The organism is Streptomyces sp. JHA26 (assembly GCF_002005565.1).
Lineage (GTDB): Bacteria > Actinomycetota > Actinomycetes > Streptomycetales > Streptomycetaceae > Streptomyces.
In genome coordinates this window covers 28,894-55,111 of record NZ_BDJC01000032.1, presented here as the reverse complement: position 1 = coordinate 55,111, position 26,218 = coordinate 28,894, and the positions used below count along the sequence as shown (strand labels likewise).

The window sequence follows — 26,218 nt, the reverse complement described above, 5'->3', positions numbered from 1 at the left end:
CTGTGACGTCGGCTGTTCCGCCTGGACACGGGCGGACGCGTCCGCTGGGATGGGACGGTGAGCACCGATATCTCGACCGACGTCTTCGAAGAGCACCGGCCCGTCCTGCTGGGCGTCGCCTACCGCATGCTGGGCCGCCTCGCCGACGCGGAGGACGTGGTCCAGGAGGCCTGGCTGCGCTGGTCCCGGGACGACCGGACCGACGTCCGCGAGCCGCGCGGCTACCTGGTGCGCGTCACCACCCGCCTCGCCGTCGACCGGCTGCGCCAGATCAAGGCGCGGGGCGAGACCTACGTCGGCCCCTGGCTGCCCGAGCCCTACGCCACCGACTTCGGCGACGTGGTGCCGGACACCGCCGAGCGGGCGGTGCTCGCCGACTCCGTCTCCCTGGCCGTCCTCGTCGTCCTGGAGTCGCTGTCGCCCCTGGAACGGGCGGTGTTCGTGCTGCGCGAGGCGTTCGGCTACCCGTACGCCCAGATCGCCGCCGTGCTGGAGCGCGAGGAGGCCGCGGTGCGCCAGCTCGCCGGACGGGCCCGCAAGCACGTCGACGAACGCCGGCCCCGCTACGACGTCGACCCCGCCCAGCGCCGCGACCTCACCGAGCGGTTCCTCGCCGCGGCGGTCGAGGGCGACCTCGAAGGGCTGATGGCCATGCTCGCCCCCGGCGTCCGGCTGGTCGGCGACAGCGGCGGAAAGGCGAAGGCGCCGCTGCGCGTGCTGGAGACCTCCGACAAGGTGGCGCGCTTCCTCATCGGCGCCGCCCGCAAGACCGACCCGGGCGCCACGCTGCGCTTCCTGGAGGTCAACGGCGGCCCGGCCGCGCTGGTGCTCACGGGGGGCAAGCCCGACTTCGTCGTCCAGGTGGACATCGCCGACGGGCGCGTCCAGTCGGTGTACATCGTCCGCAACCCCGACAAGCTGCGGTACCTGCCGATCGACTGACGTCCCGACGCCCGGCCAGGCCGAAGCCCCCGTCCCCGACGGGGGCTTCGCCGTCGTGTCACCCCCGCGGCCCCGTACGAACACCTCGTGAACACCGCCCCGCCGCGCGCCCCCGCCACGCGCGGCGGAGAGAGGATTGGTCTTGACCAAGGGGATGGGGCGTCCTATCGTCGCTGAGAACTGCAACAACCTTTAATAAACAAGGGCGCCAAAACGCCGCCGGACCACGGCGATCGCGGAGGACAGGGTGGGGACCACGCAGTTGGAATCGGTACCGGAGCCGAAGTACTGGCACCTCAGGACCATGCTCAGCGAGGCCCTGGACTCGGAGTTCTCGGTGGGAGAGATCCTGCCCAACGAGCGCGACCTCGCCGCACGCTTCGGCGTCGCCCGCGCCACGCTCCGCCAGGCCCTCGAGCAGCTCGAACTGGAGGGCAGGCTCCAGCGCCGCCGCGGCGTCGGCACGACCGTCGCGCCGCCGCGCGTGGGCGTGGCCGTCGGCCCCCGGCAGCACGCCTGGCCCGGCACCGGCGACGACGGCTGGAGGCCGGCCGACTGCCTCGCCGCGGTGCCGCCCGCGGCCGTCGCCGAAGCCCTGGGAACCGGCCGTGACGAGCCCGTGCACACCGTGCGCCGCTCCCGCGTCACGCACGGCCGGCCCGTCGCGGCGGAGCTGCTCTACATCCCGTCGGCGTCGGTGCCGGACCTGACCGCGATCGACGCCCCGTCCGGTGCGGCACGCGCACGCGCCGTGCTGCGCGAGCTGCAGCGGCTGGAGCTGGAGCACCGGGAGAACGCCGTCGAGCTGGGCTCGGCCGGCGCCGAGGACGCCAAGGAGCTCGACCGCCTCCCCGGGGCGCCGGTCCTGGTCGTCACCACGCGCTACCTCGCCGGGGGCCGCACCGCGGCGCTCTCCGTCGCCACCTACCGCGCCGACACCTGCCGGCTGACCTTCGGCGACTCGGGCGACATGGAGATCCACCACGGCCCGGAGACCCGGGCCTCCTGACGTCCGGCCGGCGACGCGGGTCCCGCCTCGGCGGGTCCCCGCGCGGCGGGCCGCACACCCGGGACCGGACCGGGCTCCCGCCGGGACCGCGGCGGAACGGCCGGCCGGACTGCCGAAGGCCCCGCGGCCGGCGGTCAGCGGCGGGCCGTCGCGCCCTCCACCGCGAACAGCTGCTCCTCCACGTGGTCGAGGGCCAGCCGCAGCGCGCCGGTCGCCACGGCGGCCTCGCCGAGCAGCGACAGGGTCACCCGCGGCGGCCGCAGGCAGTAGCGGGCCAGCTCCCGCCGCAACGGCTCCAGCACGCCGTCCAGCCCGGCCGCCCAGCCGCCGACGACGACCAGCTCCGGATCCAGGGCCAGCGCCAGCGCCGCCACGTCGTGCACCAGCCGCTGGAGGAAACGCTCGACGGCGGCACGGGCCCGCTGGTCGCCGTCCCGCGCCTGGGCGAAGACCTCGGCGACCGCCTGTTCGTCCAGCGGATGCAGCGGCCGGCCGGTGGTGGACAGCAGCGTCTCCGGCGTCACGTCCCGGCCCAGCAGGTGCAGCGCGCCGATCTCGCCCGCCGCCCCGCCGTACCCCCGGTGCAGCCGCCCGCCGATCAGCGCACCGGCCCCGGGGCTCAGCCCGGCCAGTACGAACACCACGTCGTCGGAGTCGGTGGCGGCCCCCTTCCAGTGCTCGGCGACCGCCGCCGCGTTGGCGTCGTTCTCCACCAGCACCGGGCACTTGAAGGAACGCCGCAGCCGCTCGCCCAGACGCAGCCCCGTCCACCCGGGCAGCGCGGTGCTCAGCCGGACCGTGCCGTCCGCCTCGACGATCCCGGGCGTGGCCGCCCCCACGGCCCGCAGGGACCCGCGCGCGACACCGGCCCGGCGCAGCAGCTCGGCGACCGCGGTGCGGAGCCGCTCCAGCCGCTCGTCGGCCGGGGCGGTCTCCTCGACGTCCTTCGCCTGGGCACCGATCACCCGCCCGTCCAGATCGGCGAGGAGCGCGGCGACCCGGTGCGGCCCGATCTCCAGGCCCAGCAGATGCCCCGCCTCCGCCCGGAACCGGAACCTCCGCGCGGGCCGCCCCTGCCGCCGCGCCACGACATCGGCGGCGGCCGCCTCGACGACCAGACCGGCCTCGATGAGCCCTTCGACGACGCCCTCGACGGTCGGCCGGGACAGCCCCGTCACCCGGGTGATCTCGGTCAGCGTCGCGCAGTCCGTGGCACGCAACGCGTGCAGCACCACGGCGGAGTTGATCCTCCGCAACAGCGACGGGTCCCCGCCGGTCAGGCCTGCCAAGGTCCGTCCTCCCAGCTCGAGCGCGTGTTCGCCGGATCGTACTCGGCCCGCTCCCCGCGGGCGAGCGCCGGTCCGCCCGTCCCCGGTCCGCGGACGTGCCTCAGCCCGGGGCCACGAACCCGGACTCGTACGCCGTGATCACCGCCTGCGTGCGGTCGCGCGCCCCCAGCTTCGCCAGCACCGCGCTCACATGCGACTTGACCGTCTCCGTACCGACGACCAGCCGGGCGGCGATCTCCGCGTTCGACAGCCCGCGCGCCATCAGCCGCAGCACCTCGCCCTCCCGCTCGGTCAGCCGCGCCCGCTCCAGCTCGGCACGGGCCGCACGGTTCCCGCCCCCGTCGCCGTACTCGGCGGCCAGCCGCCGCACCGACGCGGGGAACAGCAGCGAATCGCCCTCGGCGATCAACCGCACCGCGTGCACGATCTCGGCCGGCCGGGCCCGCTTCAGCAGGAACCCGTCGGCGCCCGCGCGCAGCGCCTCGTACACGTACTCGTCGTTCTCGAAGGTCGTCACCACGAGGATCCTGGGCGGTTCGGGCACCGTCCGCAGCAGCGCGCGCGTCGCCTCGATGCCGTCCAGCAGCGGCATGCGGACGTCCATGGCGACCACGTCCGGCCGCAGTTGCCGCACCAGCGGGATGACCGCCGCCCCGTCGGCCGCCTCCCCGGCCACCTCGATGTCGGGCTGTGCCTCCAACACGGCGCGCAGACCCGCGCGTACGAGGGGCTCGTCGTCGACGAGGAGTACTCTGACCGGCACCCGCCCAGCGTAGATCAGCCCAACGGCAGCTCGACGCGGACCTGCCAGTCGCCGGCGTCGTCGGGTCCCGTGTGCGCCCGCCCGCCCAGCAGCGCGGCCCGCTCGCGTATGCCGCGCAGGCCGCTGCCGCGCCCCGGCTCCGCTTTCCCGTCCGGCAGCGGATTGCGCACCTCCAGACCGAGACCGCCGTCCGCCACCCGGACCCGGACCCGCACGGGGACCGTCCCCGCGTGCCGCAGCACATTGGTCAGCGCCTCCTGGAGGATGCGGTACCCCTCTCGCGAGACGGGGCCCGGCACGGTCCCCAGAGGACCCGTCAGCTCGGCGTCGACCTTCGCCCCGGAGGCACGGGCGGACTCCAGCAGCCGGTCGGCGTCCACGAGCGTCGGCCGGCTGCTCACCGGCCGATCCGCCTCCCGCAGCACGCCGAGCACCCGTTCCAGGTCCTCCAGGGCCGCCCGGCCGGTCTCCTCGATCGCGGACAGGGCCCGATCGGTGAACTCCGGACTGTTCGCCGCGCGGGCGGCCCCGGCCTGCAGGACGGCGACGGTCAGGGCGTGGCCGATGGAGTCGTGCAGCTCGCGGGCGATGCGGGTGCGCTCCAGGAGCTGCTCGGTGCGCTCCTCCAGGGCCGCGAGACGCTCGGCGGCGGACGGGCCGAGCAGTCTGCGCGCGAGGAAGGTGGCCAGCTCGCCGAGGCCGACCACCGTCGCGTACAGGAGCAGCAGCGGGACGGGGACCAGCAGGGCGAAGGCCCAGTGCGGTCCCGCCCCCGCCACCAGGGGCACGTCGTCCGGCGCGGGACCGGTGACGCACTCGGCGGCCGTGTACGACAGGATCGGAAGCCAGACCGTGGCGAACCCCGCGAGGACCCCCAGGGCCACGCGCACCTCCAGCCACAGCACGGTCCGCAGACGGTCCCGCCAGCTCGTGGCCGGCCGCGCGGAGAAACCCGGGTCCGTCTCCCCGGGCGTCAGCATGAACCGCGCCTGCACGCCCTCGCCCACCCGCACGGCCGGGATCAGACCGACCGGGACCAGCGCCAGCGCCGGCACCCACGGCGACTCCGGCGCCACCCACATCCACACGCTGAACGCCGCCACCGGTATCCACAGGTGCAGCAGTCGCGTGTACGTCGCCCCACTGAGCAGCGGGCGCCAGAACCGTGCCATGCCGCCATCCTCCCAGCGCCCACCGACCACGCGATCCCCCGCACGGGGGAGACACCGCCCACCGGCGGGGGAGGACCCGCCCCCTCACCGGACGTCACGCTGCTGCCATGACCAGCATCGACGTCCAGAACCTCACCAAGGAGTACGGCACCCGGCGAGCCGTCGACGACCTCACCTTCACCGTGCACCCCGGCCGCGTCACCGGATTCCTCGGCCCCAACGGAGCCGGGAAGTCCACCACCATGCGGCTGGTGCTCGGCCTCGACCGGCCCACGTCCGGGGCCGCGACCGTCGGCGGGCGCCCCTACGCGACGCTCGACGAGCCGCTGCGGCACGTCGGCGCCCTGCTCGACGCGCACGCCGCGCACGGCTCGCGCACCGCCCGTGACCACCTGCGCGTCCTCGCGCTGAGCAACCGCCTCCCCGCGCGCCGGGTCGACGAGGTGATGGAGGAGACGGGCATCGCCTCGGTGGCCCGCCGCCGGGTGAGGACGTACTCCCTGGGCATGCGCCAGCGGCTGGGCATCGCCGCCGCGCTGCTGGGCGACCCCGGGGTGGTGATGCTGGACGAGCCCTCCAACGGGCTGGACCCCGAAGGCATCATCTGGATCCGGCAGCTGCTGCGCCGGCTCGCGGCCGAGGGCCGTACGGTCCTGGTCTCCAGCCACCTGATGAACGAGACCGCGTCCTTCGCCGACCACCTGGTGGTCCTCGGCCGGGGCCGCCTGCTGGCCGACACCCCGATGCGGGAGTTCATCGACGCGCGTGTGCGCCCGCGCGTGCGCATCCGCACCTCGGACCCCTCCGCCCTGAGGACCGTCCTCGCCCGGCACGGCCACGACGCGGTGGAGCACGACGACGGCCGCTGGACCGTGGACCACGCGCGCGTGGAGGACATCGGCCGTGCCGTGTCCGAGGCGGGCGTCCCGATCCTCGAACTGGCCCCGGACGAGGGCACCCTGGAGCAGGCCTACCTGGACCTGACCGCCGCCGAGACCGAGTTCACCGCGCAGCCCGCGCCGTCACAGGAGGCCTGACCATGCCGTTCTTCACACCCGTGCTCCGCTCCGAGGCGCTCAAGGTCCTCACCCTGCGCTCGCTGTGCGGCACGCTGGCGGCCGTGTTCGCCGTCACCGCGGCCTTCTCCGCGCTGGCCGGGGTCTCCGACACCTCGGACCCGGACTTCGACCCGCTGTTCACGGCCCTCTCCGGGGCCGTGCCCGGTCAGATCGCCGCCATCGCGTTCGGCGCCGTGGCCGTGTCGTCCGAGTACCAGGGGAACGGGATCCGGGTCTCCCTGGCCGCCGTTCCCCGGCGTGGACGGTGGTTCGCGGCGAAGCTGGCCGCCGTCGCCGTACCGACGTTCGCGGTGGGACTGCTCTCCGCCCTCGCCGCCCTGCTCGCGGCCCGCGCGGGCCTCGGCGGGGCCGCGGACGGCCTCACCGTGGGCGAGCAGGTGCGGGGCGTCGTGGGCTGCGGGCTCTACTTCACGCTGATGGCGCTGTTCGCGGCCGGTCTCACCGCGCTGTTCCGCAGCGGCGTGGTGACCCTGTCCGTCCTGATCCCGTTCATCCTCGTCGTCTCCTTCGTCATCGGGGACGCGGCCGGCGGCGCCGTCGAATTCCTGCCGGACAGGGCCGGCCAAGTGGTCCTCCACCAGAGGTACGACGGCACCCCGGGGCCGTGGACGGGACTCGCCGTGACCGCGCTGTGGACGGCGGCCGCCCTCCTCGCCGGAACCTGGCGGCTGCGCCGCCGGGACGCCTGACCCGGGGGCCGGCCGCCGCTCCGCCCGCGGTCGGTGGCGGCCGGCCCACCGGACCGTGACCGGCCGGCCCACCGGACCGCGACCGGCCGGCTACGCCTCCGCGTCCGCCGCGGCCCGCAGCCGGGCGAACTCCTCCGCCATCGTCGCGGCCGTCCAGTGCGCGTTGAGACCGCTGGGATTGGGCAGCACCCACACCCGGGTGCCCCCGATCGTGCGTTCCTGCGGCCCCACCCGGGCCTTGCGGTCGTCGAACGCCGCCCGGTACGCGGTGACACCGACGACGGCCAGCCAACGGGGCCGCAGCCGCTCCACCTTGAGCGCCAGCAGCCGGCCGCCCTCCCGGTACTCCTCGGCACCCAGCTCGTCCGCCCGCGCGCTCGCCCGGGCCACCACGTTGGTGATGCCGAGGCCGTACGACAGCAGCTCCTGCTGCTCCGACGGCTTCAGCTGCCGCGGTGTGAAGCCGGACAGGTGCAGCACCGGCCAGAACCGGTTGCCCGGGCGGGCGAAGTGGTGCCCCGTCGCCGCCGACAGCAGGCCGGGGTTGATGCCGCAGAACAGCACGCGGAGACCGTCCGCGACGACGTCCGGTACGAGACGGTCGCGGGCGGCCTCCAGCTCGGCCCGGGTGAAGCGGGTCAGAGGATCGCTCCGGGGGTGTAGCCCGCGGCGGCCGGGTACTGCTTGACGATCTCCTCGATCCGGCCGACGACGACGCCGACCTGGTCGGCCGCGGCGCCGGTGAAGGACAGCTTGTCGGCCATCAGCGCGTCGAGCCCGGCACGGTCCAGCGGGATGCGCTCGTCGGCGGCCAGCTTGTCGAGGAGCTCGTTGCGCTCGGCGCCCTGCTCGCGCATCGCCAGCGCGGAGGCGACGGCGTTCTCCTTGATCGCCTCGTGCGCGACCTCGCGGCCGACCCCGGCCCGCACCGCGCCCATCAGCACCTTGGTGGTGGCGAGGAACGGCAGGTAGCGGTCGAGCTCGCGGGCCACGACGGCGGGGAAGGCGCCGAACTCGTCGAGCACGGTCAGGAAGGTCTCCAGCAGGCCGTCCAGGGCGAAGAACGCGTCCGGCAGCGCGACCCGGCGCACCACCGAGCAGGACACGTCGCCCTCGTTCCACTGGTCGCCCGCCAGCTCGCCGGTCATCGACGCGTAGCCGCGCAGGACCACCATCAGGCCGTTGACGCGCTCGCAGGAGCGGGTGTTCATCTTGTGCGGCATCGCCGAGGAGCCGACCTGGCCGGGCTTGAAGCCCTCGGTGACCAGCTCGTGCCCGGCCATCAGCCGGATGGTCTTCGCCAGCGAGGACGGCGCCGCCGCCAGCTGCACCAGCGCGGTGACGACCTCGTAGTCCAGGGAGCGCGGGTAGACCTGGCCGACCGAGGTGAAGGCCTGCGAGAAGCCGAGGTGCCCGGCGATCCGCCGCTCCAGCTCCGCGAGCTTGCCGGCGTCCCCGCCGAGCAGGTCCAGCATGTCCTGGGCGGTGCCGACCGGACCCTTGATGCCGCGCAACGGGTAGCGGCCGAGCAGTTCCTCCACCCGGCCGTACGCCACGAGCAGCTCGTCGGCGGCGGTGGCGAACCGCTTGCCCAGCGTCGTGGCCTGCGCGGCCACGTTGTGCGAGCGGCCGGCCATGACCAGCTCGCCGTACTCGCCGGCCAGCTTGCCGAGGCGGGCCAGGACGGCCACGGAGCGGTCGCGGACCAGCTCCAGCGACAGCCGGATCTGCAGCTGCTCGACGTTCTCCGTCAGGTCGCGGGAGGTCATGCCCTTGTGCACGTGCTCGTGCCCGGCGAGGTCGTTGAACTCCTCGATCCGCGCCTTCACGTCGTGCCGCGTGACCTTCTCGCGCTCGGCGATGGAGGCCAGGTCGACCTGGTCCAGGACGCGCTCGTAGTCGGCGATCGCGGCGTCGGGCACCTCGATGCCCAGGTCCTTCTGGGCGCGCAGCACGGCGAGCCAGAGCTGCCGCTCGAGCCTCACCTTCTGCTCGGGCGACCAGAGCGTGGCGAGCTCGGCGGAGGCGTAGCGTCCGGCGAGGACGTTCGGGATGCGGGGCTTGGCGGGAGCGGAAGTCACGTGGACCGATTCTACTGGCGATTCGTGCAGGTCGGCGCCGCGGGGTTGTTCGTCGGAAGCTACGAACGCCGCCCGGACCCGGGGACGATCACGCCGGATCCCCGTACGGCAGCAGCTCCGGGCGCTTGGGCGGCAGGCCGTCGCCGGACGAGCGGCCCGTCAGCCTGCGGCCTATCCAGGGCAGCAGGTGCTGCCGGGCGAACCGCACGTCCTCGGTGCGGCGCGTGAGCCAGCCCGGCGGCGGCGTCGCCGGGACCGGCGCGTGCCAGTCGGGGTCCTCGGGTGCGTAGCCCAGCGTCTGCCACACGGCCTCCGCCACCCGGCGGTGGCCCTCGGCGGTCAGGTGCAGCCGGTCCACGTCCCACAGGCGCGGGTCGGCCAGCGACCGGGCGCCGTACAGGTCCACGACCACGGCACCGTGCTGCCCGGCGAGGTCGTCGATGATCGCGAACAGCGCCTCCATGCGCGGCCGGAACCGGTCCAGCACGGGACCCTGGCGCCCGGGGCTGCGCATCAGCACGAGCTGCTCGCAGTTCGGCGCCAGCCGCTCCACGGCCTGCGTGAGCAGGTCCCGCACCCGGGCCATGTCGCACTTGGGCCGCAGGGTGTCGTTGAGCCCGCCGACCAGCGTGATCACGTCGGCCCCCATGGCCGCCGCGACGTCCACCTGCTCGTCGACGATCTGTCCGATCAGCTTCCCGCGCACGGCGAGGTTGGCGTACCGGAAACCGGGGGTGCGGGCGGCCATCCGCGCCGCGAGGACGTCGGCCCAGCCCCGGTAGGAACCGTCGGGCAGCAGGTCGGACATGCCCTCGGTGAAGGAGTCGCCGACGGCGACGAGGCTGGTGTGGGTGGGGTTCGTCTGCATGGCGACGAAGATGGTAACCCGACTCCATACCCGCCGGTCGGTCGCCCTGGGCCGGGACGCCGGTTCAGGTCCGTCGGCCGAACAGTTCCCGCAGCACGTCCTCCATGGTCACCAGTCCCGCCAGCCGCCCGTCGGAGCCCAGGACCGCCGCCAGGTGCGTACGGCTGCCGCGCATCGCCGTGAGCACGTCGTCCAGCGGCGTGCCCTCCCGCACCCGGGCGATGGGCCGCATGTCCCGCAGCCGGAACGGCGCGGTGCGGGGGGAGGCGTCCAGGGCGTCCTTGACGTGCAGGTAGCCGACGATCCGCCGCCCGTCGTCCACCACCGGGAAGCGGGAGAACCCGGACGCGGCCGACAGCCGTTCCAACTGCTCCGGCGTGATGCCCACGCGCGCGTGCACGACGCGTTCCAGCGGCAGCACCACGTCCCGCACCGGCCGGCGGCCCAGTTCCAGGGCGTCGTGCAGGCGCTCCTGGGCGCGGTCGTCGATCAACCCGGCCTCGCTGGCGTCCTTGACGATCTCGGCCAGCTCCCGGTCCGTGAAGGTCGCCGAGACCTCGCTCTTCGCCTCCACCCTGAGCAGCTTGAGCAGCGTGTTCGCCAAGGCGTTCACCGTGAAGATCACCGGCCGCAGCGCGCGGGACAGCCCCACCAGCGGCGGCCCGAGCAGCAGCGCGCTGCGCACCGGCTCGGCCAGCGCGATGTTCTTCGGGACCATCTCGCCGAGCAGCATGTGCAGGTACGTCGCCAGCACCAGCGCGATCACGAAGGACACCGCGTGCCCCGCCCCCGACGGCACGCCCACCGCGTGGAACACCGGCTCCAGCAGGTGCGCGATCGCCGGTTCCGCGACGATGCCGAGGACCAGGGTGCACAGCGTGATGCCGAGCTGGGCCGCCGCCAGCAGCGCGGACACGTGCTCCAGACCCCACAGCACGCTCCTCGCCCGCCGGTCGCCCTCCGCCCCTTCCTCGACGTACTGCTCCACCTGGCTGCGGCGCACGGAGATCAGCGCGAACTCCGCGCCCACGAAGAACGCGTTGACGACGAGCGTCGCCAGACCGATCAGCAGCTGTACGGCGGTCACCGTCCGGCCTCCCCGTCCTCGTCGGCGTCCGTCGGGCCGTCGTCGAGCGGCGCGCACAGCAGCACCCTGGCGGCCCGGCGCCCCGTCGCGTCCACCACGTCCAGCCGCCAGCCCCCGATGTCGACGGTGTCGCCGACCGCGGGGATGCGGCCCAGCCGGGCCGCGACCAGCCCGGCGACCGTCTCGTAGGGGCCCTCCGGCACGCGCAGGCCGACGCGGGCGAGCCGGTCCACCCGGGCCGAGCCGTCGGCCCGGTACAGCGCGCGGCCCCGCTCGTCGGTGCCGGCCGGGTCCAGCTCGGGGATCTCGTGCGGGTCGTGCTCGTCGCGCACCTCGCCGACGACCTCCTCGACGATGTCCTCCAGCGTGGCCACCCCCGCCGTCCCGCCGTACTCGTCGATGACGACGGCCATCGTGCGACGCCCGGAGAGCCGGTCCAGGAGCCGGTCCACGGTCAGCGTCTCCGGGACGAGCAGCGGCTCGCGCATCAGCTCGGCGACCGGCACCCGCGGCCGGCGTTCGGCGGGCACCGCCAGCACGTCCTTCACGTGGGCCGTCCCCACCACCGCGTCGAGGGTGTCCCGGTAGACCGGGAACCGGGAAAGCCCGGTCGCCCGCGTCGCGTTGGCCACGTCCTCGCAGGTCGCCCGCCAGTCCAGGGCGACGACCTGGACGCGCGGGGTCATCACGTTCTCCGCCGTCAGGTCGGCGAGGTTCAGCGTGCGCACGAACAGTTCGGCGGTGTCGGGCTCCAGCGCGCCCTCCTTGGCGGAGTGCCGGGCGAGCGCCGCCAGCTCCTGCGGCCCGCGTGCGGACGCGAGCTCCTCCGCCGGCTCCACGCCGAGGCGGCGCACGACGCGGTTGGCCGAGTTGTTCAGATGGGTGATGAAGGGCCGGAAGGCCGTGCTGAACCAGCGCTGCGGACCGCCCACCCGCTTGGCGACGGCCAGCGGCGAGGAGATCGCCCAGTTCTTCGGCACCAGCTCGCCGACGATCATCAGGAAGACCGTGGACAGGGCCGTGCCCAGCACCAGTGCCAGCGACGAGGCCGTCGAACGGGACACCCCGGCGTCCTCCAGCGGACCCGCGAGGAGCGCCGCGACCGACGGCTCGGCGAGCATGCCGACCACCAGGTTGGTGACCGTGATGCCGAGCTGCGCCCCGGACAGCTGGAACGTCAGGTTCCGTACACCCTTCAACGCGCTCGCCGCGCCCCGCTCGCCGCGCGCGGCGGCCCGCTCCAGCTCACCGCGCTCGACGGTGGTCAGCGAGAACTCGGCCGCGACGAACGCGCCGCACGCGAGCGAGAGCAGGATCGCCACCAGCAGCAGGAGCACTTCGGTCATCGGGTCACCTCGGCTCCATGATCGGACAGGACGCGGAGGTTCGCGCGACGTCGCGCGCCGGGACACTCGCTCATGCGCCGGTGCTCACCGCCTTTCGGTCGGGCCGCCTCCCGGTCGGGCCGCCTTCAGTCGGCGAGGGGCTTGACCCAGCGTCGCCACTGTTCCTCGGGCGCGTACCCGGCGGCCCGCCACGCATGCTGCGCCCGTTCGTTGCGCACCAGCACCATCGCGTCCGCGCGCCGCCCGCCGAGCCGCGCGAACCGCTCCTCCGCGGCGTCCAGCAGGGCCGAGCCGATCCCCCGGCGGCGGTGGCCGGGGTGCACCGCCAGCCGGTACAGATGGCAGCGCCAGCCGTCGAAGCCGGCGATCACCGTGCCCACCAGGGCGTCGCCGCGCTCGGCCAGGATCAGCGCGTCGGGGTCGCGGGCGACCAGGCGTTCCACGCCGTCCCGGTCGTCACTGATGCTCGTCCCCTCCGCGGCCGCCCTCCAGAAGGCCAGTACGGCGTCCAGGTCCTCGGGCCCGGCGGCCCGTATCCGAAGATCGTCCATGCCGTGATCCCACCACGCGCGGTGGAGCGCCGAACGAGGATTCCGGCATGCGGACGGCGCGGACCGTCAGGTGCCGCGCAGCGCCCGCATCACCGGGGCGAAGGCCTCCATGTACGGCTCCAGCACCGTCAGGTACGTGAACCCGTACCGCTCGCGCTGCGCCCGCACCTGCGCGGCGATCTCCTCCAGGGTGCCCAGCAGCACGAGGGGCAGCTCCAGCGCCTGGCCGGCGGTCAGGTGCGGCACGTGCTCCAGCAGGGGGCGGAGGGCGGCCTCGCGGTCCTCGGTGACGACCACCGTCTGGATGAGCAGGTTCCGCTCCGCCGGCTCCCCGCGCCCCGCCGCCGTCTCTCCGTAGCGGGCGACGCGCTCGTCCAGCTCCTCGACCGTGAGGGGCGCGAGCCGCCCCGTCGTGCTCCCCGGCACCGTACGCGCGCCCGTGAACGCGACGATGTCGGCGTGCCGGGCGGCCAGCTCCAGCATCCGGTCGCCGTTGGCGCCGATGAGCAGCGGCACCCCGGGCCGCTGCACCGGCCGCGGCCGGTGCTCCTCGTCGCCGAGCAGCCGTCGCAGTTCCTCCACGGTGCGCCGCAGATGATCCACGCGCTCGCGCGGCGAGCCGAACGGCAGCCCCGCCGTGTCGTGCTCCGCCCGCACGTAGCCGGTGCCGAGCCCCAGCTCCAGGCGCCCGCCGGTGAGGGCGTCCGTGGTCGCCACCTCCCGGGCCAGCAGCACCGGGTTCCAGAAACCCGCGTTGAGCACGAACGTGCCCACCCGCGGCCGCTCGGTGGCCCGGGCCGCCGCGACCAGCGCCGGGAACGGGGCCACCGTGCCGAGGTGGTCCGGGACCAGGACGACGTCGTAGCCCAGCTCCTCGGCCCGCCGGCACTTCTCGCTCCACTCCGCGGCCGCGGCGGAGACCGTCAGGTTGACGCCGAAACGGAACGGACGTGACATGAACCCTCCTCGCACACGGTTGTCCTCGGTCCCGACGAGTCGATCACCGGCGCACCGCGGCCGCCGCCCTCGCCCCTACCGGCGTTCCGGCACCGGTCAGGAACTGCGCCGGTGGAGCGTGGGACGCCCGCGCACCACGGCTAGGCGTCACTTCCGGGCGGTCGCCAGGCCGTACCGAGGACGCAGTACGACACCGGCAGGGCCGGCCCGTTCTCCGGCATCAGCATCCGCCGGTACGGGCCCAGGGCGAACCCGGCGTCCCGCAGCGCGGCGACCGGGTCCCGGGACACGTGACAGCCGCCGGCCAGCGACGGCCACACCGTCCGGTCCAGCGCCCGCTGGGTGAAGGTCATCACCCGTCCGCCGCCCCGCCCGTGCTCGAAGAACCGCAGCTCACCACCGGGACGCAGCACCCGCCGCAGTTCCCCGAGGGCCCGCGGCACGTCCCGGACGCTGCACAGCACCAGCGACACGACGGCCGCGTCGAAGGCCTCGCTCTTGACCGGCAGCGCCTCCGCCGTACCCGGCGCCACGTCGACCGGCACCTGGGCCCGCAGCGCCGCGTCCACGGCCAGCCGCCGCAGGGAACGCTCCGGTTCGATGGCGACGACCTCCGAGACGGTGCCCGGGTAGTGCGCGAAGTTCAGGCCGTTGCCCGCGCCGATCTCGATCACCCGCCCGGACAGCCCGACGAGCAGCCGCTCGCGCACCCGCGCCATGCCCGTCCGGGTCTCGGCGCTCGTGCTGAACCGGGCGTAGCAGCGGGCGAAGAGCGGATGGTGCACGGCGTCCGGGGGCACTGCGCGGGAACGGGCGGATCGCAGCGGCATGGGACCTCCCTCACGAGGTGGCGCCTCACCGTGATTGTCCCCCGCCCGAGCACCGCGCACCCGCCCGTCGGCACGCCACGTGCGCGCGGTGGTCCGGCCGGCGGTCGTTCAGGGGGCCTCCCGGCGGCGGAACGCGTCCGCGTCCCACGTGCCCTCCAGGCGGGGGGCCAGCCAGTGCGGCGCCGCCGACCGGAAGGCGGCCGGTGCGAGGGCACCCGCCCCGGCGGGCAGGGCGCCGAGCAACGGTGCCCCGGACACGTCCGGCAGGTCCGCGAGGTTGCAGCGCGAGGCGAGGTCCGGTTCCGTGGGCCAGGCGCCGATCACCACGCCCGTCAACTCCAGCCCCCGCGTCGCGAGTTCACGGGCGGTCAGCTCGGTCGTGTTCAGGGTGCCGAGTCCCGCCGACGCCACCACGAGCACCGGTGCGCCGAGCAGGGCCGCGACGTCCGCCAGCGTCCCGCCCGCCTCGTCGAACCGGACGAGCAGCCCGCCGGCCCCCTCGACCAGCACCAGATCGTGCTCGGTGGCCAGCTTGGCCGCGGCCTCCGCCACCTCCCCGGGACGCACCGGCGCCCGCCCGGCCCGCCGCGCGGCCGTGGCGGGTGCCAGCGGTTCGGGGTAGCGGGCGACCTCGGCCGCCGTCACGGCGCCCGCCAGACGCGCGATCTCCTGGGCGTCCCCGGGCTCGTCGGGCCGTACGCCGGTCTGAGCGGCCTTCAGCACGGCCACCGACCGGCCGGCCGCCAGCGCCGCCGCGGCGACGGCGGCGGTCGTGACCGTCTTGCCCACCTCGGTGCCCGTCCCGGTGATCACCAGTACCGGCATGTGTCATCCCTCCTTCGCCGCCGCGCGGACCGCGCGGGTGATGCGGGCGATGTCCGTGTCGCCGGTGATGTAGGGCGGCATGGTGTAGATCAGGTCGCGGAACGGGCGCAGCCAGACGCCCTCGCGCACGGCCGCCGCCGTGGCGGCCCGCATGTCGACCGGGTGGTCGAGCTGGACGACGCCGATCGCCCCGAGCACCCGCACGTCGCTCACGCCCGGCAGGGCGGCGGCGGGGGCGAGCCCCTCGGTGAGGCCGGCCTCGATGCGCTTGACCTCCGCGCGCCAGTCGTGGCCGAGCAGCAGCTCGACGGAGGCACAGGCGACGGCGGCGGCGAGCGGGTTGCCCATGAAGGTGGGCCCGTGGGCGAGCACCGGCACCTCGCCCCGGGAGATGCCGTCGGCGACGCGCGCGGTGCACAGGGTGGCGGCCATGGTCAGGTAACCGCCGGTCAGCGCCTTGCCCACGCACATCACGTCCGGTGTCACCGACGCGTGTTCGGCGGCGAACAGGGCACCGGTGCGTCCGAAGCCGGTGGCGATCTCGTCGAACACCAGCAGCACGTCGTGCGCGTCGCACGCCTCGCGCAGCACCCGCAGGTAGGCGGGGGAGTGGAACCGCATGCCGCCCGCGCCCTGCACCACCGGTTCGACGATCACCGCGGCCAGCTCGTCGGCGTGCCGCTCGATCATCGACGACAGGTGCGCGGCGTAGGCGTCGTCGTACTCCGCGGGAGGGGCGTCGGCGAACAGCTGGCGGGGCAGGACGCCGCTCCACAGGTCGTGCATGCCGCCGTCGGGGTCGCACACGGACATGGGGTGCCAGGTGTCGCCGTGGTAGCCGCCGCGCCAGGTCAGCAGCCGCTGCTTGGCGGGGCGGCCCAGCGAGCGCCAGTACTGCAGGCACATCTTGACCGCGACCTCGACCGACACCGAGCCGGAGTCGGCGAGGAACACGTGCTCCAGCCCGTCGGGCGAGATGTCGACCAGGAGCTTGGCCAGCCGCACGGCGGGCTCGTGGGTGAGGCCGCCGAACATGACGTGGCTCATGCGGTCGAGCTGGTCGCGCACGGCCTCGTCGAGGACCGGGTGGCTGTAGCCGTGGATCGCCGACCACCAGGACGACATCCCGTCGACCAGCTCGTCCCGGGTGCCGGCCAGCCGCAGCCGCACCCCGCTCGCCGACTCCACCACCAGCGGGTCCTGCCGGCCGGGCATCGGTCCGTACGGGTGCCAGACGTGCTGCCGGTCCAGGGCCAGCAGCGCGTCCACGGTCAGCGCGGGCTCAGGCATTGGGCGCCAGGTCGGTTCCCGCGCCGCGCCGGCGCACCGCTACCAGATCGGTGCGCGCCTCGCCCGCGGGGACCGCCGGTTCCGCGGCCGTCGCGGAACCGCACCCGCCCTCGGCCGGGACGGAACCACAGACACCGCCGCCCTCGTGGGATCCGCAGCCGCCGTCCTCGTGCGGCCCGCAGCCGCCCCGGCCCGCCGTGCGGTGCTCGGGCAGGGTCACCCGGTCGGTGCCCTCCACCTCGAAGCCGGCGTCCGCGATCATCTCCAGGTCGGCCTTGCCCGCCTGGCCCTCGCTGGTGAGGTAGTCGCCCAGGAAGATGGAGTTGGCCAGGTGCAGGGCGAGCGGCTGCATGCTGCGCAGGTGCACCTCGCGGCCGCCGGCGATGCGCACCTCGACGTCGGGGCACACGAACCGGACCATCGCCAGGATCCGCAGGCACCGCTGCGGGGTGAGGTTCCACTCCTTGGCCAGCGGGGTGCCCTCGAACGGGATCAGGAAGTTGACCGGCACCGAGTCGGGGTCCAGCTCGCGCAGCGAGAAGACCACGTCGACCAGGTCCTCGTCGCTCTCACCCATGCCCGCGATCAGCCCGGAGCAGGCGGACAGCCCGGCCGCGTGCGCCTTGTTGACCGTGTCCACCCGGTCGGCGTACGTGTGCGTGGTCGTGATGTCCCCGTACGTCGACTCGGACGTGTTGAGGTTGTGGTTGTAGGCGTCGGCGCCCGCCTCGCGCAGCCGCTCCGCCTGGCCGTCGGAGAGCAGGCCCAGGCAGGCGCACACCTCGACGCCCTCGTTCTGGTCCTTGATGGCCTTGATCGTCTCGGAGACGCGGTCCACGTCCCGGTCGGTCGGGCCGCGTCCGCTGGCCACCAGGCACACCCGCTTGGCACCGCCGGCCACACCCGCGGCGGCGGCCTCGGAGGCCTGGCCGGGTTTGAGCCAGGTGTACTTGAGGATCTCGGCCTTCGAGCCGAGCCGCTGCGAGCAGTAGGAGCAGTCCTCGGGACACAGGCCCGACTTGAGGTTGACGAGGTAGTTGAGTTTCACCCGTCGGCCGAACCAGTGACGGCGCACCTTGCCGGCCGCGGTCACCACGTCGAGCAGGTCGTCGTCGGACGTGGCCAGGACGGCCAGCGCCTCCTCGCGGGTCGGCGTCTCGCGCCGAAGCCCCTTGTCCACCAGCGTGTTCAGCAGATCCATGAGAGCCGATCCTGTCCTACGGGGCCGCCCGGGGCCAAGGAGAGTTCGCACAACAGTGACAGATCGTCGTGTGGGTATCGCCACACCTCGGACGACCCGTCGTGCCGCTAGTGTCTGTCCACTGCCTACAAAATCCCCGGAGGGTGACTCATGGCGTTCGGCTGGATCGACGAGCAGGCCGGGGCGCGCCGCCGGTCCGGTCTCGTACGGACGCTGCGGCCCCGTCCGGCCGACTCGCCGCTGCTGGACCTGGCGAGCAACGACTACCTCGGTCTCGCCCGGCATCCGGAGGTGGTCGAGGGAGCGGCGCGGGCCGCGCGTGCCTGGGGCGGCGGCGCGACCGGCTCCCGGCTCGTCACCGGAACGACCGAACTGCACACCGAACTCGAGCGCGAACTGGCCGCCTTCTGCGGCTTCGAGGCCGCCCTCGTCCTCTCCTCCGGCTACGCGGCCAACCTCGCCGCGGTCACCGCGCTCGCCCCGCACGGCTCCCTCGTCGTCTCCGACGCCGCCAACCACGCCTCGCTGATCGACGGTTGCCGGCTGGCCCGGGGCACGACCCAGGTGGTGGCGCACGCCGACCCGGACGCGGTGCGCAAGGCGCTGGCGACGCACGACGGGACCGCCGTCGTCGTCTCCGACACGGTCTTCTCGGTGGACGGCGACGCCGCGCCGCTGGCCGCCCTCGCCGAGGCGTGCCGGGAGCACGGCGCCGGGCTGGTCGTCGACGACGCCCACGGCCTCGGGGTCCTCGGCGAGGGCGGCCGGGGCGCCCCGCACGCGGCGGGGCTCGCGGGCGCCGACGACGTCGTCGTGACGCTCACGCTGTCCAAGTCGCTCGGCAGCCAGGGCGGTGCCGTGCTCGGCCCCGCCCGGGTGATCGACCACCTCGTCAACACGGCACGGTCCTTCATCTTCGACACGGGGCTCGCCCCCGCGGCGACGGGCGCGGCCCTCGCCGCTCTGCGCCTGCTGCGCCGTGAGCCCGAACGGGCGGCCCGGGCGCGCGCGGTGGCGGCCGAGCTGCACGCACGCCTGACCGCCGCGGGTCTGGAAGCGGTACGTCCGGACGCCGCGGTGGTCTCGGTGCGCGCCCCTTCCCCGGAGGCGGCCGTCCGGTGGGCGGCCGACTGCCGGACGGCCGGCCTGTCCGTGGGTTGCTTCCGCCCTCCGTCGGTGCCCGACGGCATCTCACGGCTCAGGCTGACCGCCCGCGCGGACCTCTCCGGGGAACAGATCGAACGCGCTGTACGGGTGATCGGCGAAACGCGGCCATGAGTCGGCGTGGCACGGCCGTGCGTCGCGCGGTGCCCGGTCGGATCAGCGTGGCCGGCCGCGGCGGATCGCGGCCGTGAACGACGCCCAGCTCCCCGGGGAGAAGAGCAGCGCGGGCCCGGCCGGGTCCTTGGAGTCGCGCACGGCGAGCAGTCCGGCCCAGGGGCCGGCCGACGGCCGTGCGGTCTCCACGCAGTTGTTGGCTCCGGTGCTGTAGCTGCTGCGCAGCCATCGCACACCGCGCAGATCGGTACTCGTGGGGGTCTTCCGAGGAAGTGCGGACATGTGGTGCCTCCTTACGCGCCGGCCGCTGTCGCGGCGATGTAGTCCAACGAGTCCTCGGGCGAAAGGGCATGGAGCAGGAGGGCGTCGAAGGCCTCGGTGTAGGCCTCTAGGTCTTCTTTCCGCTCGAGATGGAGGCTACTCGTCAAGTGGTCGAGAACAACCACGTCGAGATCAGAAGTGCTCGGAAAGGAGAAGATGACGAAAGGACCGGTGACGCCGATGTGCGCCCCGGCGGTGAACGGGAGCACCTGGAGCCGGACGTGGGGCAGCCGCGCGGCCTCCACCAGCCGGGTCAGCTGCCGGGCCATCACCCCCGGCCCGCCCACCTCCCGGCGCAGCACCGCTTCGTCGAGGACCGCGTTCAGCTCCAGCGGCGGATCGGCCCGCAGCACGTCCTGCCGGGCCAGCCGGACCTCCACCAGTGTGTCCAGCCGCTCCTCCGACAGCCCGTCCACCGCGGCCCGCGTGACCGCGCGGGCGTACTCCGGGGTCTGCAGCAGTCCGGGCACGACGGTGGTCTCCAGGGTGCGCATCGCGCTCGCCTGCGACTCCAGGCTGATGAAGTCCCGGTACGTCGGCGGCAGTACCCCGCGGTAGGCGTGCCACCAGTGGTGCCGGCCGCCCGTGTCGTCGGAGCCCGCCAGCACCACCAGCAGCTCCCGCAGTTCCCGGTCGTCCACGCCGTAGGCGTCCAGCAGTAACCGCACGTCGGCCGGTTTCGCCCCGCTCGTCCCGGTCTCGATCCGGCTGATCTTCGACTGGTGCCAGCCCACCAGCCGGGCCGCCTCGCCGCTGGTGATCCCCGCCGACGTGCGCAGGGCGCGCAGTTCCGCACCCAGCTTTCGGCGGCGCACCACCGGACCGTGCTGCATGGGCCACTCCTTTACTCCCGTCGAGGCGCGCGCATACGGTCTGTCGTCGCAGAGTTCACCGCTTCGAGCGACAGATATATGCATATCTTGGTGGATCGCCGCTCCGCACCGGGTGAGGGTGGCAGTCTGGCGGCGAAGCACCAGTCCGGGACCGTACTCGAACCGTCCGCTCCGTGTCGGGCTGCGGTCCCGTGGGAAAGGGACGACGTCGCCATGGCAGACCATCTGGAAGCATCCGTCACTCTGCCGAGCGATCCCGCCTCGGTGGCCGCCGCGCGCACCTATGTGGTGGGCACTCTGGCGGAGTGGGGTCTGCCCGCGGACGCGGAGGTGTCCGAGACCGTCCGGCTCATCGTCTCCGAGCTGGCCACCAACGCGGTCCAGCACACGCTCGGGCAGTCACCGACCTTCACGGTGGACCTCGTGCTCGACCGTGACGAACGGCTGTGCGTCGGCGTCACGGACAGCCACCCGCGTTTCCCCAAGCGCCTGCCCGCCGCCGTGCAGCAGGACAACGGCCGGGGCATGGTGATCGTCCGCTGGCTGACGGCGGAGTGCGGCGGCAGGCTGAGGGTGCGGCCCACGCGCGAGGGCGGCAAGACCGTCTCCATCGAACTGCCCTGGAGGGCACCGGGCCCGTCGGCGCCCGCCGAGCCGGTCACGGCCGTGGGCCGTCCCCGGAGCGAGGCCGTGGGGCAGCGGAAGCCTCAGCGGTGAGGCGTGGACGGCACCCGGCGCGTGACGGACGGCGAGCGCCGCGCCGTGCGGCTCCGCACCGCCTCCTCCCGGGCCCCGGCGGCCGGTTCCGCCGCCGGACGCCGTTCGGCGGCGCGGTGTCCACCGGCCAGGTGGGCCCGCCGGACCAGGCGGGGGAGCAGCCACCACAGGCCGAGGCGGACCAGCAGGGTCGCCGCACCGGCGGCCGCTCCGCCGGTCCGTCCGGTGGTCACGTCGACCACGAGCATCACCGAGCCGGTGAACGCGAGCACCAGCACGCCCAGGCCGAGCGTGGCGAGCCGCGAGGACACCCGCACGATGCGCTCCTTGGCGCCGTGCTGGAAGAGGGAGCGGTGCAGCGCGGCCGGGGCCGTGAACAGCGTCGCGGCGAGCACCGCGAACAGCAGCGTGGTGACGTAGACGACGCGCTGGACCGTGTCGAGCTCCGGGAAGCGCGACGTGAAGGCCAGGGACAGCAGGAAGACGAAGAGGACCTGCACGCCGGTCCGGGTGACGCGCAGTTCCTGGAGCAGCTCGACGAAGTTGCGGTCGGCGCGCTCCAGCGGTGTCTCCTTGCGCGCGGTGCAGCGGCGGTGGTCGGCCATACCGTGGCGGTCAACCGCTGAGCACCGTGTCACGCACCCGGGACGGTGACGGCGCGTCAGGACGCCGGCGCCGCCCCGGGCTGATCACTTCACCCGGCCGTACCAGACGTTGCTCGTCCAGATCTTCTGCAGCCGCACCACGTCCCCGGTCTTCGGGGCGTGCCAGATCTTGCCCTTCCCGGCGTAGATGCCGACGTGGTACACGCTCCGGCCCGAGTGGAAGAACACGAGGTCTCCGGCCCTGCGGCTCCTGGCGGAGATGTGCCGGGTCTTGTTGTACTGCTGCGCGGCGGTCCGCGGCAGCTTCTTGCCGGCCTTCTTGAACGAGTACAGCGTCAGTCCGGAGCAGTCGAACCGGTACGGTCCGGTGGCGCCCCACGCGTAGGGCGAGCCCTTCTTGGAGGCCGCGATCCTGAGGGCCTTCGTCGCGTGGCTCGCCGCGGCGGCCTCGGAGGAGGCGCCGGGAACCACGAGGGAGCCGCCCACGGCGGCGATGGTCAGGGCCGAGGCCGTACCGGCACGGGCCATCAGCGACGGGACACGATTGAGCGCAGTCATGCGCAACCCTTCGTCAGCCGCCTGTGAAGGATGACCTGTCGGATTCGGGCTGGCGAAGTTGCCCGGCCGCACGAGTGCGGCTTCACCCCAAGGGCTGCTCGGCCCGGCGCCTGTCGCGAAGGCGTCCGTTCCGGCGACCCGTCGTGCTCGGGTCCTCCACTCCTGCCGATCCACTCCTGTCGACCGGTCGTCCGGGCGGCGGCAGGACTCGGCGTCCGCCCGGACCGCCCCACCGCTGCGGCGGGGGCTTGTCGTCAGTCATGGATCTTGTCTCACGGAAGTCGGAAAATCCCAACGGAACCGGGATGTTGTGTGGTTACTCACCACTCGGCCGTTCGGGTGGACATGTCGGTGTCCGGCCTCTCCGTCGACTGCCGTGACGACCCCGGGACCAGCGGGGGAATGAAAGATTCCGCCATTCGGGCGCGGGGATCGCGCAAGCGAGGAGGGCCGGAAATCCATGGTGTTCCTACGCCGAAAGGGGGTACGCCGTTCGGCCGGTCCCGTCCCCCGTGCGGCGGTGGGTGTGCCGGACACGGCCCCCGGGTCGTCCTGCGGACGGCGGTGGTGCCCGGGGATCGCGGGCATGCGGAAGTCCGCCGCCGGGCACCGGTAATCGATCGGTCAAACCGGTAATCAGTCGGTCAAGACCGTGCGACGGGGCGGAAGTGCCGCAGCCTTCCTCTGCACCCCCTTCCACCTGCGGTTTCCTGAACGGCGGCGGTGCGTTCAGGTTACTTTCCGTGTGTTACACCTGGAGCCGCCGCGGTGGACGCGGAAGCCGGACCGTCCGGTCCCGGCGTGATGTCCTGTGAGGTGGTACGTGCAACTGACCCCGCACGAGCAGGAGAGACTGCTCATCCATGTGGCCGCGGACGTGGCCGAGAAGCGCCGCGCGCGAGGTGTGAAGCTCAACCACCCCGAGGTCGTCGCGCTGATCACCTCGCACATCCTCGAGGGCGCCCGCGACGGCCGCACGGTCGGCGAGCTCATGGCGTCGGGCCGCGAGCTGATCCGGCGTCACGAGGTCATGGAGGGCGTTCCCGAGATGATCCACGACGTGCAGGTCGAGGCGACCTTCCCCGACGGCACCAAGCTCGTCACCGTCCACGAACCGATCGTCTGACGGGAACGACACCATGATTCCCGGAGAGATCCTCTTCGCCGACGAGCCGGTCGTCTTCAACGAGGGGTGCGAGACCACCCGCCTCACCGTGCTCAACACCGCCGACCGGCCCGTCCAGGTCGGCTCCCACTACCACTTCGCCGAGGCCAACCCCGGTCTCGACTTCGACCGCGCCGCGGCACACGGCAAGCGGCTGGACATCGCCGCCGGCACCGCCGTCCGGTTCGAGCCCGGCATCCCGGTCGACGTGGAGCTGATCCCCCTCGCGGGAGCCCGCGTCGTCGCGGGGCTGCGCGGCGCGACCGGAGGTGCCCTCGATGCCTGAACTGTCCCGCGCCGCCTACGCCGACCTGTTCGGCCCGACCACCGGCGACCGCATCCGCCTGGCCGACACCGACCTCTTCGTCGAGATCGAGGAGGACCGCTCCGGCGGCCCCGGCCGCTCCGGCGACGAGGCGGTCTTCGGCGGCGGCAAGGTGCTGCGCGAGTCCATGGGCCAGTCGTGCGCCACCCGCGCCGAGGGCGCCCCCGACACCGTGATCACCGGCGCGGTGATCATCGACCACTGGGGCATCGTCAAGGCCGACATCGGCATCCGCGACGGCCGCATCACCGGCATCGGCAAGTCCGGCAACCCGGACACCATGGACGGCGTCCACCCGGAACTCGTCATCGGGCCCGAGACGGAGATCATCGCGGGCAACGGCAGGATCGTCACCGCCGGCGGCATCGACACACACGTCCACTTCATCGCGCCGGGCATCGTCGACGAGGCCCTCGCCTCCGGCGTCACCACCCTCATCGGCGGCGGCACGGGCCCGGCCGAGGGCAGCAAGGCGACCACGGTCACCCCCGGCTCGTGGCACCTCGCGCGGATGTACGCGGCCCTGGAGTCGAGCCCCGTCAACATCGGCTTCCTCGGCAAGGGCAGCACCACGTCCAAGGAGTCGATGCGCGACCAACTGCGCGCCGGCATCCTCGGCTTCAAGATCCACGAGGACTGGGGCGCCACCCCCGCCGTGATCTCCGCCTGTCTGGACGTGTGCGAGGAGTCCGGCGTCCAGCTCGCCGTCCACACGGACACCCTGAACGAGGCCGGATTCGTCGGCGACACCTTCGACGCGGTCGCGGGACGCACCCTGCACGCCTTCCACGTCGAGGGCGCCGGCGGGGGCCACGCACCCGACATGATCACGGCGGTGTCGCTGCCGAACATGCTGCCGGCGTCCACCAACCCGACCCGGCCGCACACCGTCAACACCGTCGAGGAACACCTCGACATGCTGATGGTCTGCCACCACCTCAACCCGGCCGTCCCCGAGGACCTGGCCTTCGCCGAGTCGCGCATCCGGCCGAGCACCATCGCGGCCGAGGACGTCCTGCACGACATGGGGGCCATCTCCATCATGTCGTCGGACTCCCAGGCCATGGGACGCATCGGCGAGGTCGTCCTGCGGACCTGGCAGACCGCGCACGTGATGAAGCGACGACGCGGCTTCCTGTCCGGCGACACCCGCGCCGACAACCGGCGCGCGCGCCGCTACGTCGCCAAGTACACCATCAACCCCGCCGTCGCCCAGGGCATCGAGCACGAGGTCGGCTCCGTCGAGTCCGGCAAGCTCGCCGACCTGGTCCTGTGGGAGCCCGCGTTCTTCGGCGTGAAGCCCCAGGTCGTGCTCAAGGGCGGCCAGATCGTCCACGCGCAGGTGGGCGACGCCAACGCCTCCATCCCCACCCCGCAGCCCGTCCTGCCGCGCCCGATGTACGGCGCCCTCGGCAGGGCACCGGCCATGAACTCGCTGAACTTCGTGGCCGAGGCGGCGATCGAGGACGGGCTGCCGGAACGCCTCGGACTCGGGAAGGAGTTCGTCCCCATCCGCTCGACCCGCGGCCGCACCAAGGCCGACATGCGCGAGAACGACGCCCTGCCGCGGGTCGAGGTCGCCGCGGACTCCTTCGCGGTGACCATCGACGGCGAGCTCGTCGAACCCGCACCGGCCACGGAACTGCCGCTCGCACAGCGGTACTTCCTGTTCTGAGTGCCCTCGTGAGCCGCGCAGCACTGCTCGTCCTGTCGGACGGCCGCTTCCCCGCCGGAGGGCACGCCCACTCCGGCGGGGCCGAGGCCGCCGTCAAGGCCGGACGCATCACCGACGCCGCGAGCCTGGAGGAGTTCTGCCGGGGGCGGCTGCACACGAGCGGAGCCGTGACGGCGGCCCTCGCGGCGGCCGCGGCCCTCGGCGTCGACCCCGGGGAACTCGACCGGGCCGCGGACGCCCGCACACCGTCGCCCGCCCTGCGGACGGTGGCGCGCAGGCTCGGCCGGCAGTTCATGCGGGCCGCCCGCGCCACCTGGCCGGACCCCGGACTCGACGCACTGGCCGGACGCTTCCCCAAGGGCGCCCACCAGCCCGTCGTCCTCGGCCTCGCCGCCCGCGCGGCCGGGCTCGGGCCCCTGGACGCGGCGTACTGCTCCGCCTACGAAGGGGTGAGCGGACCGGCGACCGCGGTCGTCCGGCTGCTCGGCCTCGACCCGTTCGACGCCACCGCCGTCCTCGCGCGGCTGGCGCCCGAGGTGGACCGCGTGGCCCAGGACGCCGTGGAGGCGGCGCACCTGGCCGTGAGCGAGGGGGCGGACGCGCTGCCGGCGCGGTCCGCGCCGCTGCTCGAGATCGGGGCACAGGCGCATGCCGCCTGGGCCGTGCGGTTGTTCGCCTCGTAGCGGGTTCCCGCCCCGCCGTCCCTTCCCTTTCCCGACCCCGGGGGCTCCACCCCCTGGAACCCCCGTTCGACCCGGACGG

At 73.9% G+C, this 26,218-nt stretch carries 28 protein-coding genes and 1 riboswitch; of the genes, 10 read left to right on the top strand and 18 right to left on the bottom strand.

What is annotated here, in order from left to right; genetic code table 11:
* The first annotated feature begins 57 nt into the window (after positions 1-57).
* Positions 58-942: an RNA polymerase sigma-70 factor gene (locus tag JHAT_RS20285; protein WP_077799646.1), complete on the top strand. Its 885-nt coding sequence runs from the start codon at positions 58-60 to the stop codon at positions 940-942.
* Positions 943-1,189: 247 nt separating this feature from the next.
* A complete protein-coding gene (locus tag JHAT_RS20280) occupies positions 1,190-1,951 on the top strand; it encodes a GntR family transcriptional regulator (RefSeq protein WP_077799645.1) in 762 nt (253 codons plus the stop codon).
* 134 nt (positions 1,952-2,085) lie between these two features.
* On the opposite strand, the gene JHAT_RS20275 is transcribed toward JHAT_RS20280, so the two are convergent.
* The 3 genes from JHAT_RS20275 to JHAT_RS20265 form a co-directional block, all read right to left on the bottom strand.
* On the bottom strand, positions 2,086-3,240 hold the full coding sequence (locus tag JHAT_RS20275; protein ID WP_077799644.1) for an ROK family protein: 1,155 nt from the start codon (positions 3,238-3,240) through the stop codon (positions 2,086-2,088).
* A 100-nt stretch (positions 3,241-3,340) separates the two neighbouring features.
* Positions 3,341-4,003: a response regulator transcription factor gene (locus JHAT_RS20270; RefSeq protein ID WP_077799643.1), complete on the bottom strand. Its 663-nt coding sequence runs from the start codon at positions 4,001-4,003 to the stop codon at positions 3,341-3,343.
* A gap of 14 nt (positions 4,004-4,017) precedes the next feature.
* Positions 4,018-5,175 (bottom strand): sensor histidine kinase, encoded by a 1,158-nt coding sequence (locus JHAT_RS20265; RefSeq protein ID WP_077799642.1) that lies wholly within the window; start codon positions 5,173-5,175, stop codon positions 4,018-4,020.
* Positions 5,176-5,282: 107 nt separating this feature from the next.
* Here JHAT_RS20265 and JHAT_RS20260 point away from each other — a divergent pair, with 107 nt between their 5' ends.
* Positions 5,283-6,212 (top strand): ABC transporter ATP-binding protein, encoded by a 930-nt coding sequence (locus JHAT_RS20260; protein ID WP_077799641.1) that lies wholly within the window; start codon positions 5,283-5,285, stop codon positions 6,210-6,212.
* Positions 6,213-6,214: 2 nt separating this feature from the next.
* Positions 6,215-6,943: an ABC transporter permease gene (locus tag JHAT_RS20255; protein ID WP_077799640.1), complete on the top strand. Its 729-nt coding sequence runs from the start codon at positions 6,215-6,217 to the stop codon at positions 6,941-6,943.
* Positions 6,944-7,033: 90 nt separating this feature from the next.
* On the opposite strand, the gene mug is transcribed toward JHAT_RS20255, so the two are convergent.
* The 11 genes from mug to bioB form a co-directional block, all read right to left on the bottom strand.
* A complete protein-coding gene (mug, locus tag JHAT_RS20250) occupies positions 7,034-7,585 on the bottom strand; it encodes a G/U mismatch-specific DNA glycosylase (RefSeq protein ID WP_107481972.1) in 552 nt (183 codons plus the stop codon).
* On the bottom strand, positions 7,582-9,024 hold the full coding sequence (gene purB / locus JHAT_RS20245; protein ID WP_077799639.1) for an adenylosuccinate lyase: 1,443 nt from the start codon (positions 9,022-9,024) through the stop codon (positions 7,582-7,584). The genes mug and purB overlap by 4 nt, the downstream gene beginning before the upstream one ends.
* An 88-nt stretch (positions 9,025-9,112) precedes the next feature.
* Positions 9,113-9,892: an SGNH/GDSL hydrolase family protein gene (locus JHAT_RS20240; RefSeq protein WP_077799638.1), complete on the bottom strand. Its 780-nt coding sequence runs from the start codon at positions 9,890-9,892 to the stop codon at positions 9,113-9,115.
* A 64-nt stretch (positions 9,893-9,956) separates the two neighbouring features.
* A complete protein-coding gene (locus JHAT_RS20235; protein ID WP_077799637.1) occupies positions 9,957-10,979 on the bottom strand; it encodes a hemolysin family protein in 1,023 nt (340 codons plus the stop codon).
* The gene (locus tag JHAT_RS20230; protein WP_077799636.1) at positions 10,976-12,325 is read right to left on the bottom strand and encodes a hemolysin family protein; all 1,350 of its coding nucleotides are present in this window, start codon (positions 12,323-12,325) and stop codon (positions 10,976-10,978) included. The genes JHAT_RS20235 and JHAT_RS20230 overlap by 4 nt, the downstream gene beginning before the upstream one ends.
* A gap of 125 nt (positions 12,326-12,450) precedes the next feature.
* Positions 12,451-12,876 (bottom strand): GNAT family N-acetyltransferase, encoded by a 426-nt coding sequence (locus JHAT_RS20225; protein WP_077799635.1) that lies wholly within the window; start codon positions 12,874-12,876, stop codon positions 12,451-12,453.
* A gap of 66 nt (positions 12,877-12,942) precedes the next feature.
* The gene (locus JHAT_RS20220; RefSeq protein WP_077799634.1) at positions 12,943-13,833 is read right to left on the bottom strand and encodes an LLM class F420-dependent oxidoreductase; all 891 of its coding nucleotides are present in this window, start codon (positions 13,831-13,833) and stop codon (positions 12,943-12,945) included.
* Between the two features lie 140 nt (positions 13,834-13,973).
* Positions 13,974-14,663, bottom strand: a complete 690-nt coding sequence (locus JHAT_RS20215; protein ID WP_077799633.1) for a class I SAM-dependent methyltransferase — start codon at positions 14,661-14,663, stop codon at positions 13,974-13,976.
* 108 nt (positions 14,664-14,771) lie between these two features.
* Positions 14,772-15,488 (bottom strand): dethiobiotin synthase, encoded by a 717-nt coding sequence (gene bioD / locus JHAT_RS20210; RefSeq protein WP_077799632.1) that lies wholly within the window; start codon positions 15,486-15,488, stop codon positions 14,772-14,774.
* A 3-nt stretch (positions 15,489-15,491) separates the two neighbouring features.
* Positions 15,492-16,778, bottom strand: a complete 1,287-nt coding sequence (locus JHAT_RS20205) for an adenosylmethionine--8-amino-7-oxononanoate transaminase (RefSeq protein ID WP_077799631.1) — start codon at positions 16,776-16,778, stop codon at positions 15,492-15,494.
* Positions 16,771-17,979, bottom strand: a complete 1,209-nt coding sequence (gene bioB / locus JHAT_RS20200; protein ID WP_077799630.1) for a biotin synthase BioB — start codon at positions 17,977-17,979, stop codon at positions 16,771-16,773. The genes JHAT_RS20205 and bioB overlap by 8 nt, the downstream gene beginning before the upstream one ends.
* Before the next feature lie 150 nt (positions 17,980-18,129).
* Between bioB and JHAT_RS20195 the strand changes: the two genes are divergently transcribed.
* The gene (locus JHAT_RS20195) at positions 18,130-19,257 is read left to right on the top strand and encodes an 8-amino-7-oxononanoate synthase (protein WP_077799629.1); all 1,128 of its coding nucleotides are present in this window, start codon (positions 18,130-18,132) and stop codon (positions 19,255-19,257) included.
* Between the two features lie 42 nt (positions 19,258-19,299).
* Here JHAT_RS20195 and JHAT_RS20190 read toward each other — a convergent pair whose 3' ends face one another.
* Both JHAT_RS20190 and JHAT_RS20185 read right to left on the bottom strand, forming a co-directional pair.
* Positions 19,300-19,539 (bottom strand): DUF397 domain-containing protein, encoded by a 240-nt coding sequence (locus JHAT_RS20190; RefSeq protein WP_077799628.1) that lies wholly within the window; start codon positions 19,537-19,539, stop codon positions 19,300-19,302.
* 11 nt (positions 19,540-19,550) lie between these two features.
* A complete protein-coding gene (locus JHAT_RS20185; protein WP_077799627.1) occupies positions 19,551-20,411 on the bottom strand; it encodes a helix-turn-helix transcriptional regulator in 861 nt (286 codons plus the stop codon).
* Between the two features lie 213 nt (positions 20,412-20,624).
* On the opposite strand from JHAT_RS20185, the gene JHAT_RS20180 reads away from it, so the two are divergent.
* Entirely contained in the window at positions 20,625-21,128 is a 504-nt protein-coding gene (locus JHAT_RS20180) for an ATP-binding protein (RefSeq protein ID WP_077799626.1), read from the top strand.
* On the opposite strand, the gene JHAT_RS20175 is transcribed toward JHAT_RS20180, so the two are convergent.
* Both JHAT_RS20175 and JHAT_RS20170 read right to left on the bottom strand, forming a co-directional pair.
* Positions 21,119-21,733 carry a DUF6328 family protein gene (locus tag JHAT_RS20175; RefSeq protein WP_077799625.1) on the bottom strand — a complete coding sequence of 205 codons (615 nt, stop codon included), beginning with the start codon at positions 21,731-21,733 and terminating at the stop codon, positions 21,119-21,121. The two genes, JHAT_RS20180 and JHAT_RS20175, sit on opposite strands and share 10 nt — an antisense overlap.
* 84 nt (positions 21,734-21,817) lie before the next feature.
* Positions 21,818-22,291, bottom strand: coding sequence for a C40 family peptidase (locus tag JHAT_RS20170; RefSeq protein WP_077799624.1), 474 nt, complete (start codon positions 22,289-22,291; stop codon positions 21,818-21,820).
* Positions 22,292-22,294: 3 nt separating this feature from the next.
* Positions 22,295-22,425, bottom strand: a riboswitch (cyclic di-AMP (ydaO/yuaA leader).
* 689 nt (positions 22,426-23,114) lie between these two features.
* On the opposite strand from JHAT_RS20170, the gene JHAT_RS20165 reads away from it, so the two are divergent.
* The 4 genes from JHAT_RS20165 to JHAT_RS20150 are packed head-to-tail and all read left to right on the top strand — an operon-like array spanning position 23,115 to position 26,139.
* Positions 23,115-23,417: an urease subunit gamma gene (locus tag JHAT_RS20165; RefSeq protein WP_077799684.1), complete on the top strand. Its 303-nt coding sequence runs from the start codon at positions 23,115-23,117 to the stop codon at positions 23,415-23,417.
* 13 nt (positions 23,418-23,430) lie between these two features.
* Entirely contained in the window at positions 23,431-23,742 is a 312-nt protein-coding gene (locus tag JHAT_RS20160) for an urease subunit beta (RefSeq protein WP_077799623.1), read from the top strand.
* Positions 23,735-25,456 (top strand): urease subunit alpha, encoded by a 1,722-nt coding sequence (locus tag JHAT_RS20155; protein ID WP_077799622.1) that lies wholly within the window; start codon positions 23,735-23,737, stop codon positions 25,454-25,456. Before JHAT_RS20160 ends, JHAT_RS20155 begins: the two co-directional genes overlap by 8 nt.
* A gap of 8 nt (positions 25,457-25,464) precedes the next feature.
* Positions 25,465-26,139 carry an urease accessory protein UreF gene (locus JHAT_RS20150; protein ID WP_077799621.1) on the top strand — a complete coding sequence of 225 codons (675 nt, stop codon included), beginning with the start codon at positions 25,465-25,467 and terminating at the stop codon, positions 26,137-26,139.
* Positions 26,140-26,218: the final 79 nt, after the last annotated feature.

Bases quoted from the DNA above. Each gene is read 5' to 3' on its own strand.
- JHAT_RS20225 (WP_077799635.1), bottom strand. From the start codon at position 12,876: ATGGACGATCTTCGGATACGGGCCGCCGGGCCCGAGGACCTGGACGCC.
- JHAT_RS20180 (WP_077799626.1), top strand. From the start codon at position 20,625: ATGGCAGACCATCTGGAAGCATCCGTCACTCTGCCGAGCGATCCCGCC.
- bioB (WP_077799630.1), bottom strand. From the start codon at position 17,979: ATGGATCTGCTGAACACGCTGGTGGACAAGGGGCTTCGGCGCGAGACG.
- JHAT_RS20215 (WP_077799633.1), bottom strand. From the start codon at position 14,663: ATGCCGCTGCGATCCGCCCGTTCCCGCGCAGTGCCCCCGGACGCCGTG.
- JHAT_RS20230 (WP_077799636.1), bottom strand. From the start codon at position 12,325: ATGACCGAAGTGCTCCTGCTGCTGGTGGCGATCCTGCTCTCGCTCGCG.
- JHAT_RS20190 (WP_077799628.1), bottom strand. From the start codon at position 19,539: ATGTCCGCACTTCCTCGGAAGACCCCCACGAGTACCGATCTGCGCGGT.
- JHAT_RS20205 (WP_077799631.1), bottom strand. From the start codon at position 16,778: ATGCCTGAGCCCGCGCTGACCGTGGACGCGCTGCTGGCCCTGGACCGG.
- bioD (WP_077799632.1), bottom strand. From the start codon at position 15,488: ATGCCGGTACTGGTGATCACCGGGACGGGCACCGAGGTGGGCAAGACG.
- JHAT_RS20240 (WP_077799638.1), bottom strand. From the start codon at position 9,892: ATGCAGACGAACCCCACCCACACCAGCCTCGTCGCCGTCGGCGACTCC.
- JHAT_RS20160 (WP_077799623.1), top strand. From the start codon at position 23,431: ATGATTCCCGGAGAGATCCTCTTCGCCGACGAGCCGGTCGTCTTCAAC.
- JHAT_RS20175 (WP_077799625.1), bottom strand. From the start codon at position 21,733: ATGGCCGACCACCGCCGCTGCACCGCGCGCAAGGAGACACCGCTGGAG.
- JHAT_RS20170 (WP_077799624.1), bottom strand. From the start codon at position 22,291: ATGACTGCGCTCAATCGTGTCCCGTCGCTGATGGCCCGTGCCGGTACG.
- JHAT_RS20155 (WP_077799622.1), top strand. From the start codon at position 23,735: ATGCCTGAACTGTCCCGCGCCGCCTACGCCGACCTGTTCGGCCCGACC.
- JHAT_RS20265 (WP_077799642.1), bottom strand. From the start codon at position 5,175: ATGGCACGGTTCTGGCGCCCGCTGCTCAGTGGGGCGACGTACACGCGA.
- JHAT_RS20220 (WP_077799634.1), bottom strand. From the start codon at position 13,833: ATGTCACGTCCGTTCCGTTTCGGCGTCAACCTGACGGTCTCCGCCGCG.
- JHAT_RS20195 (WP_077799629.1), top strand. From the start codon at position 18,130: ATGGCGTTCGGCTGGATCGACGAGCAGGCCGGGGCGCGCCGCCGGTCC.
- JHAT_RS20185 (WP_077799627.1), bottom strand. From the start codon at position 20,411: ATGCAGCACGGTCCGGTGGTGCGCCGCCGAAAGCTGGGTGCGGAACTG.
- JHAT_RS20255 (WP_077799640.1), top strand. From the start codon at position 6,215: ATGCCGTTCTTCACACCCGTGCTCCGCTCCGAGGCGCTCAAGGTCCTC.
- JHAT_RS20260 (WP_077799641.1), top strand. From the start codon at position 5,283: ATGACCAGCATCGACGTCCAGAACCTCACCAAGGAGTACGGCACCCGG.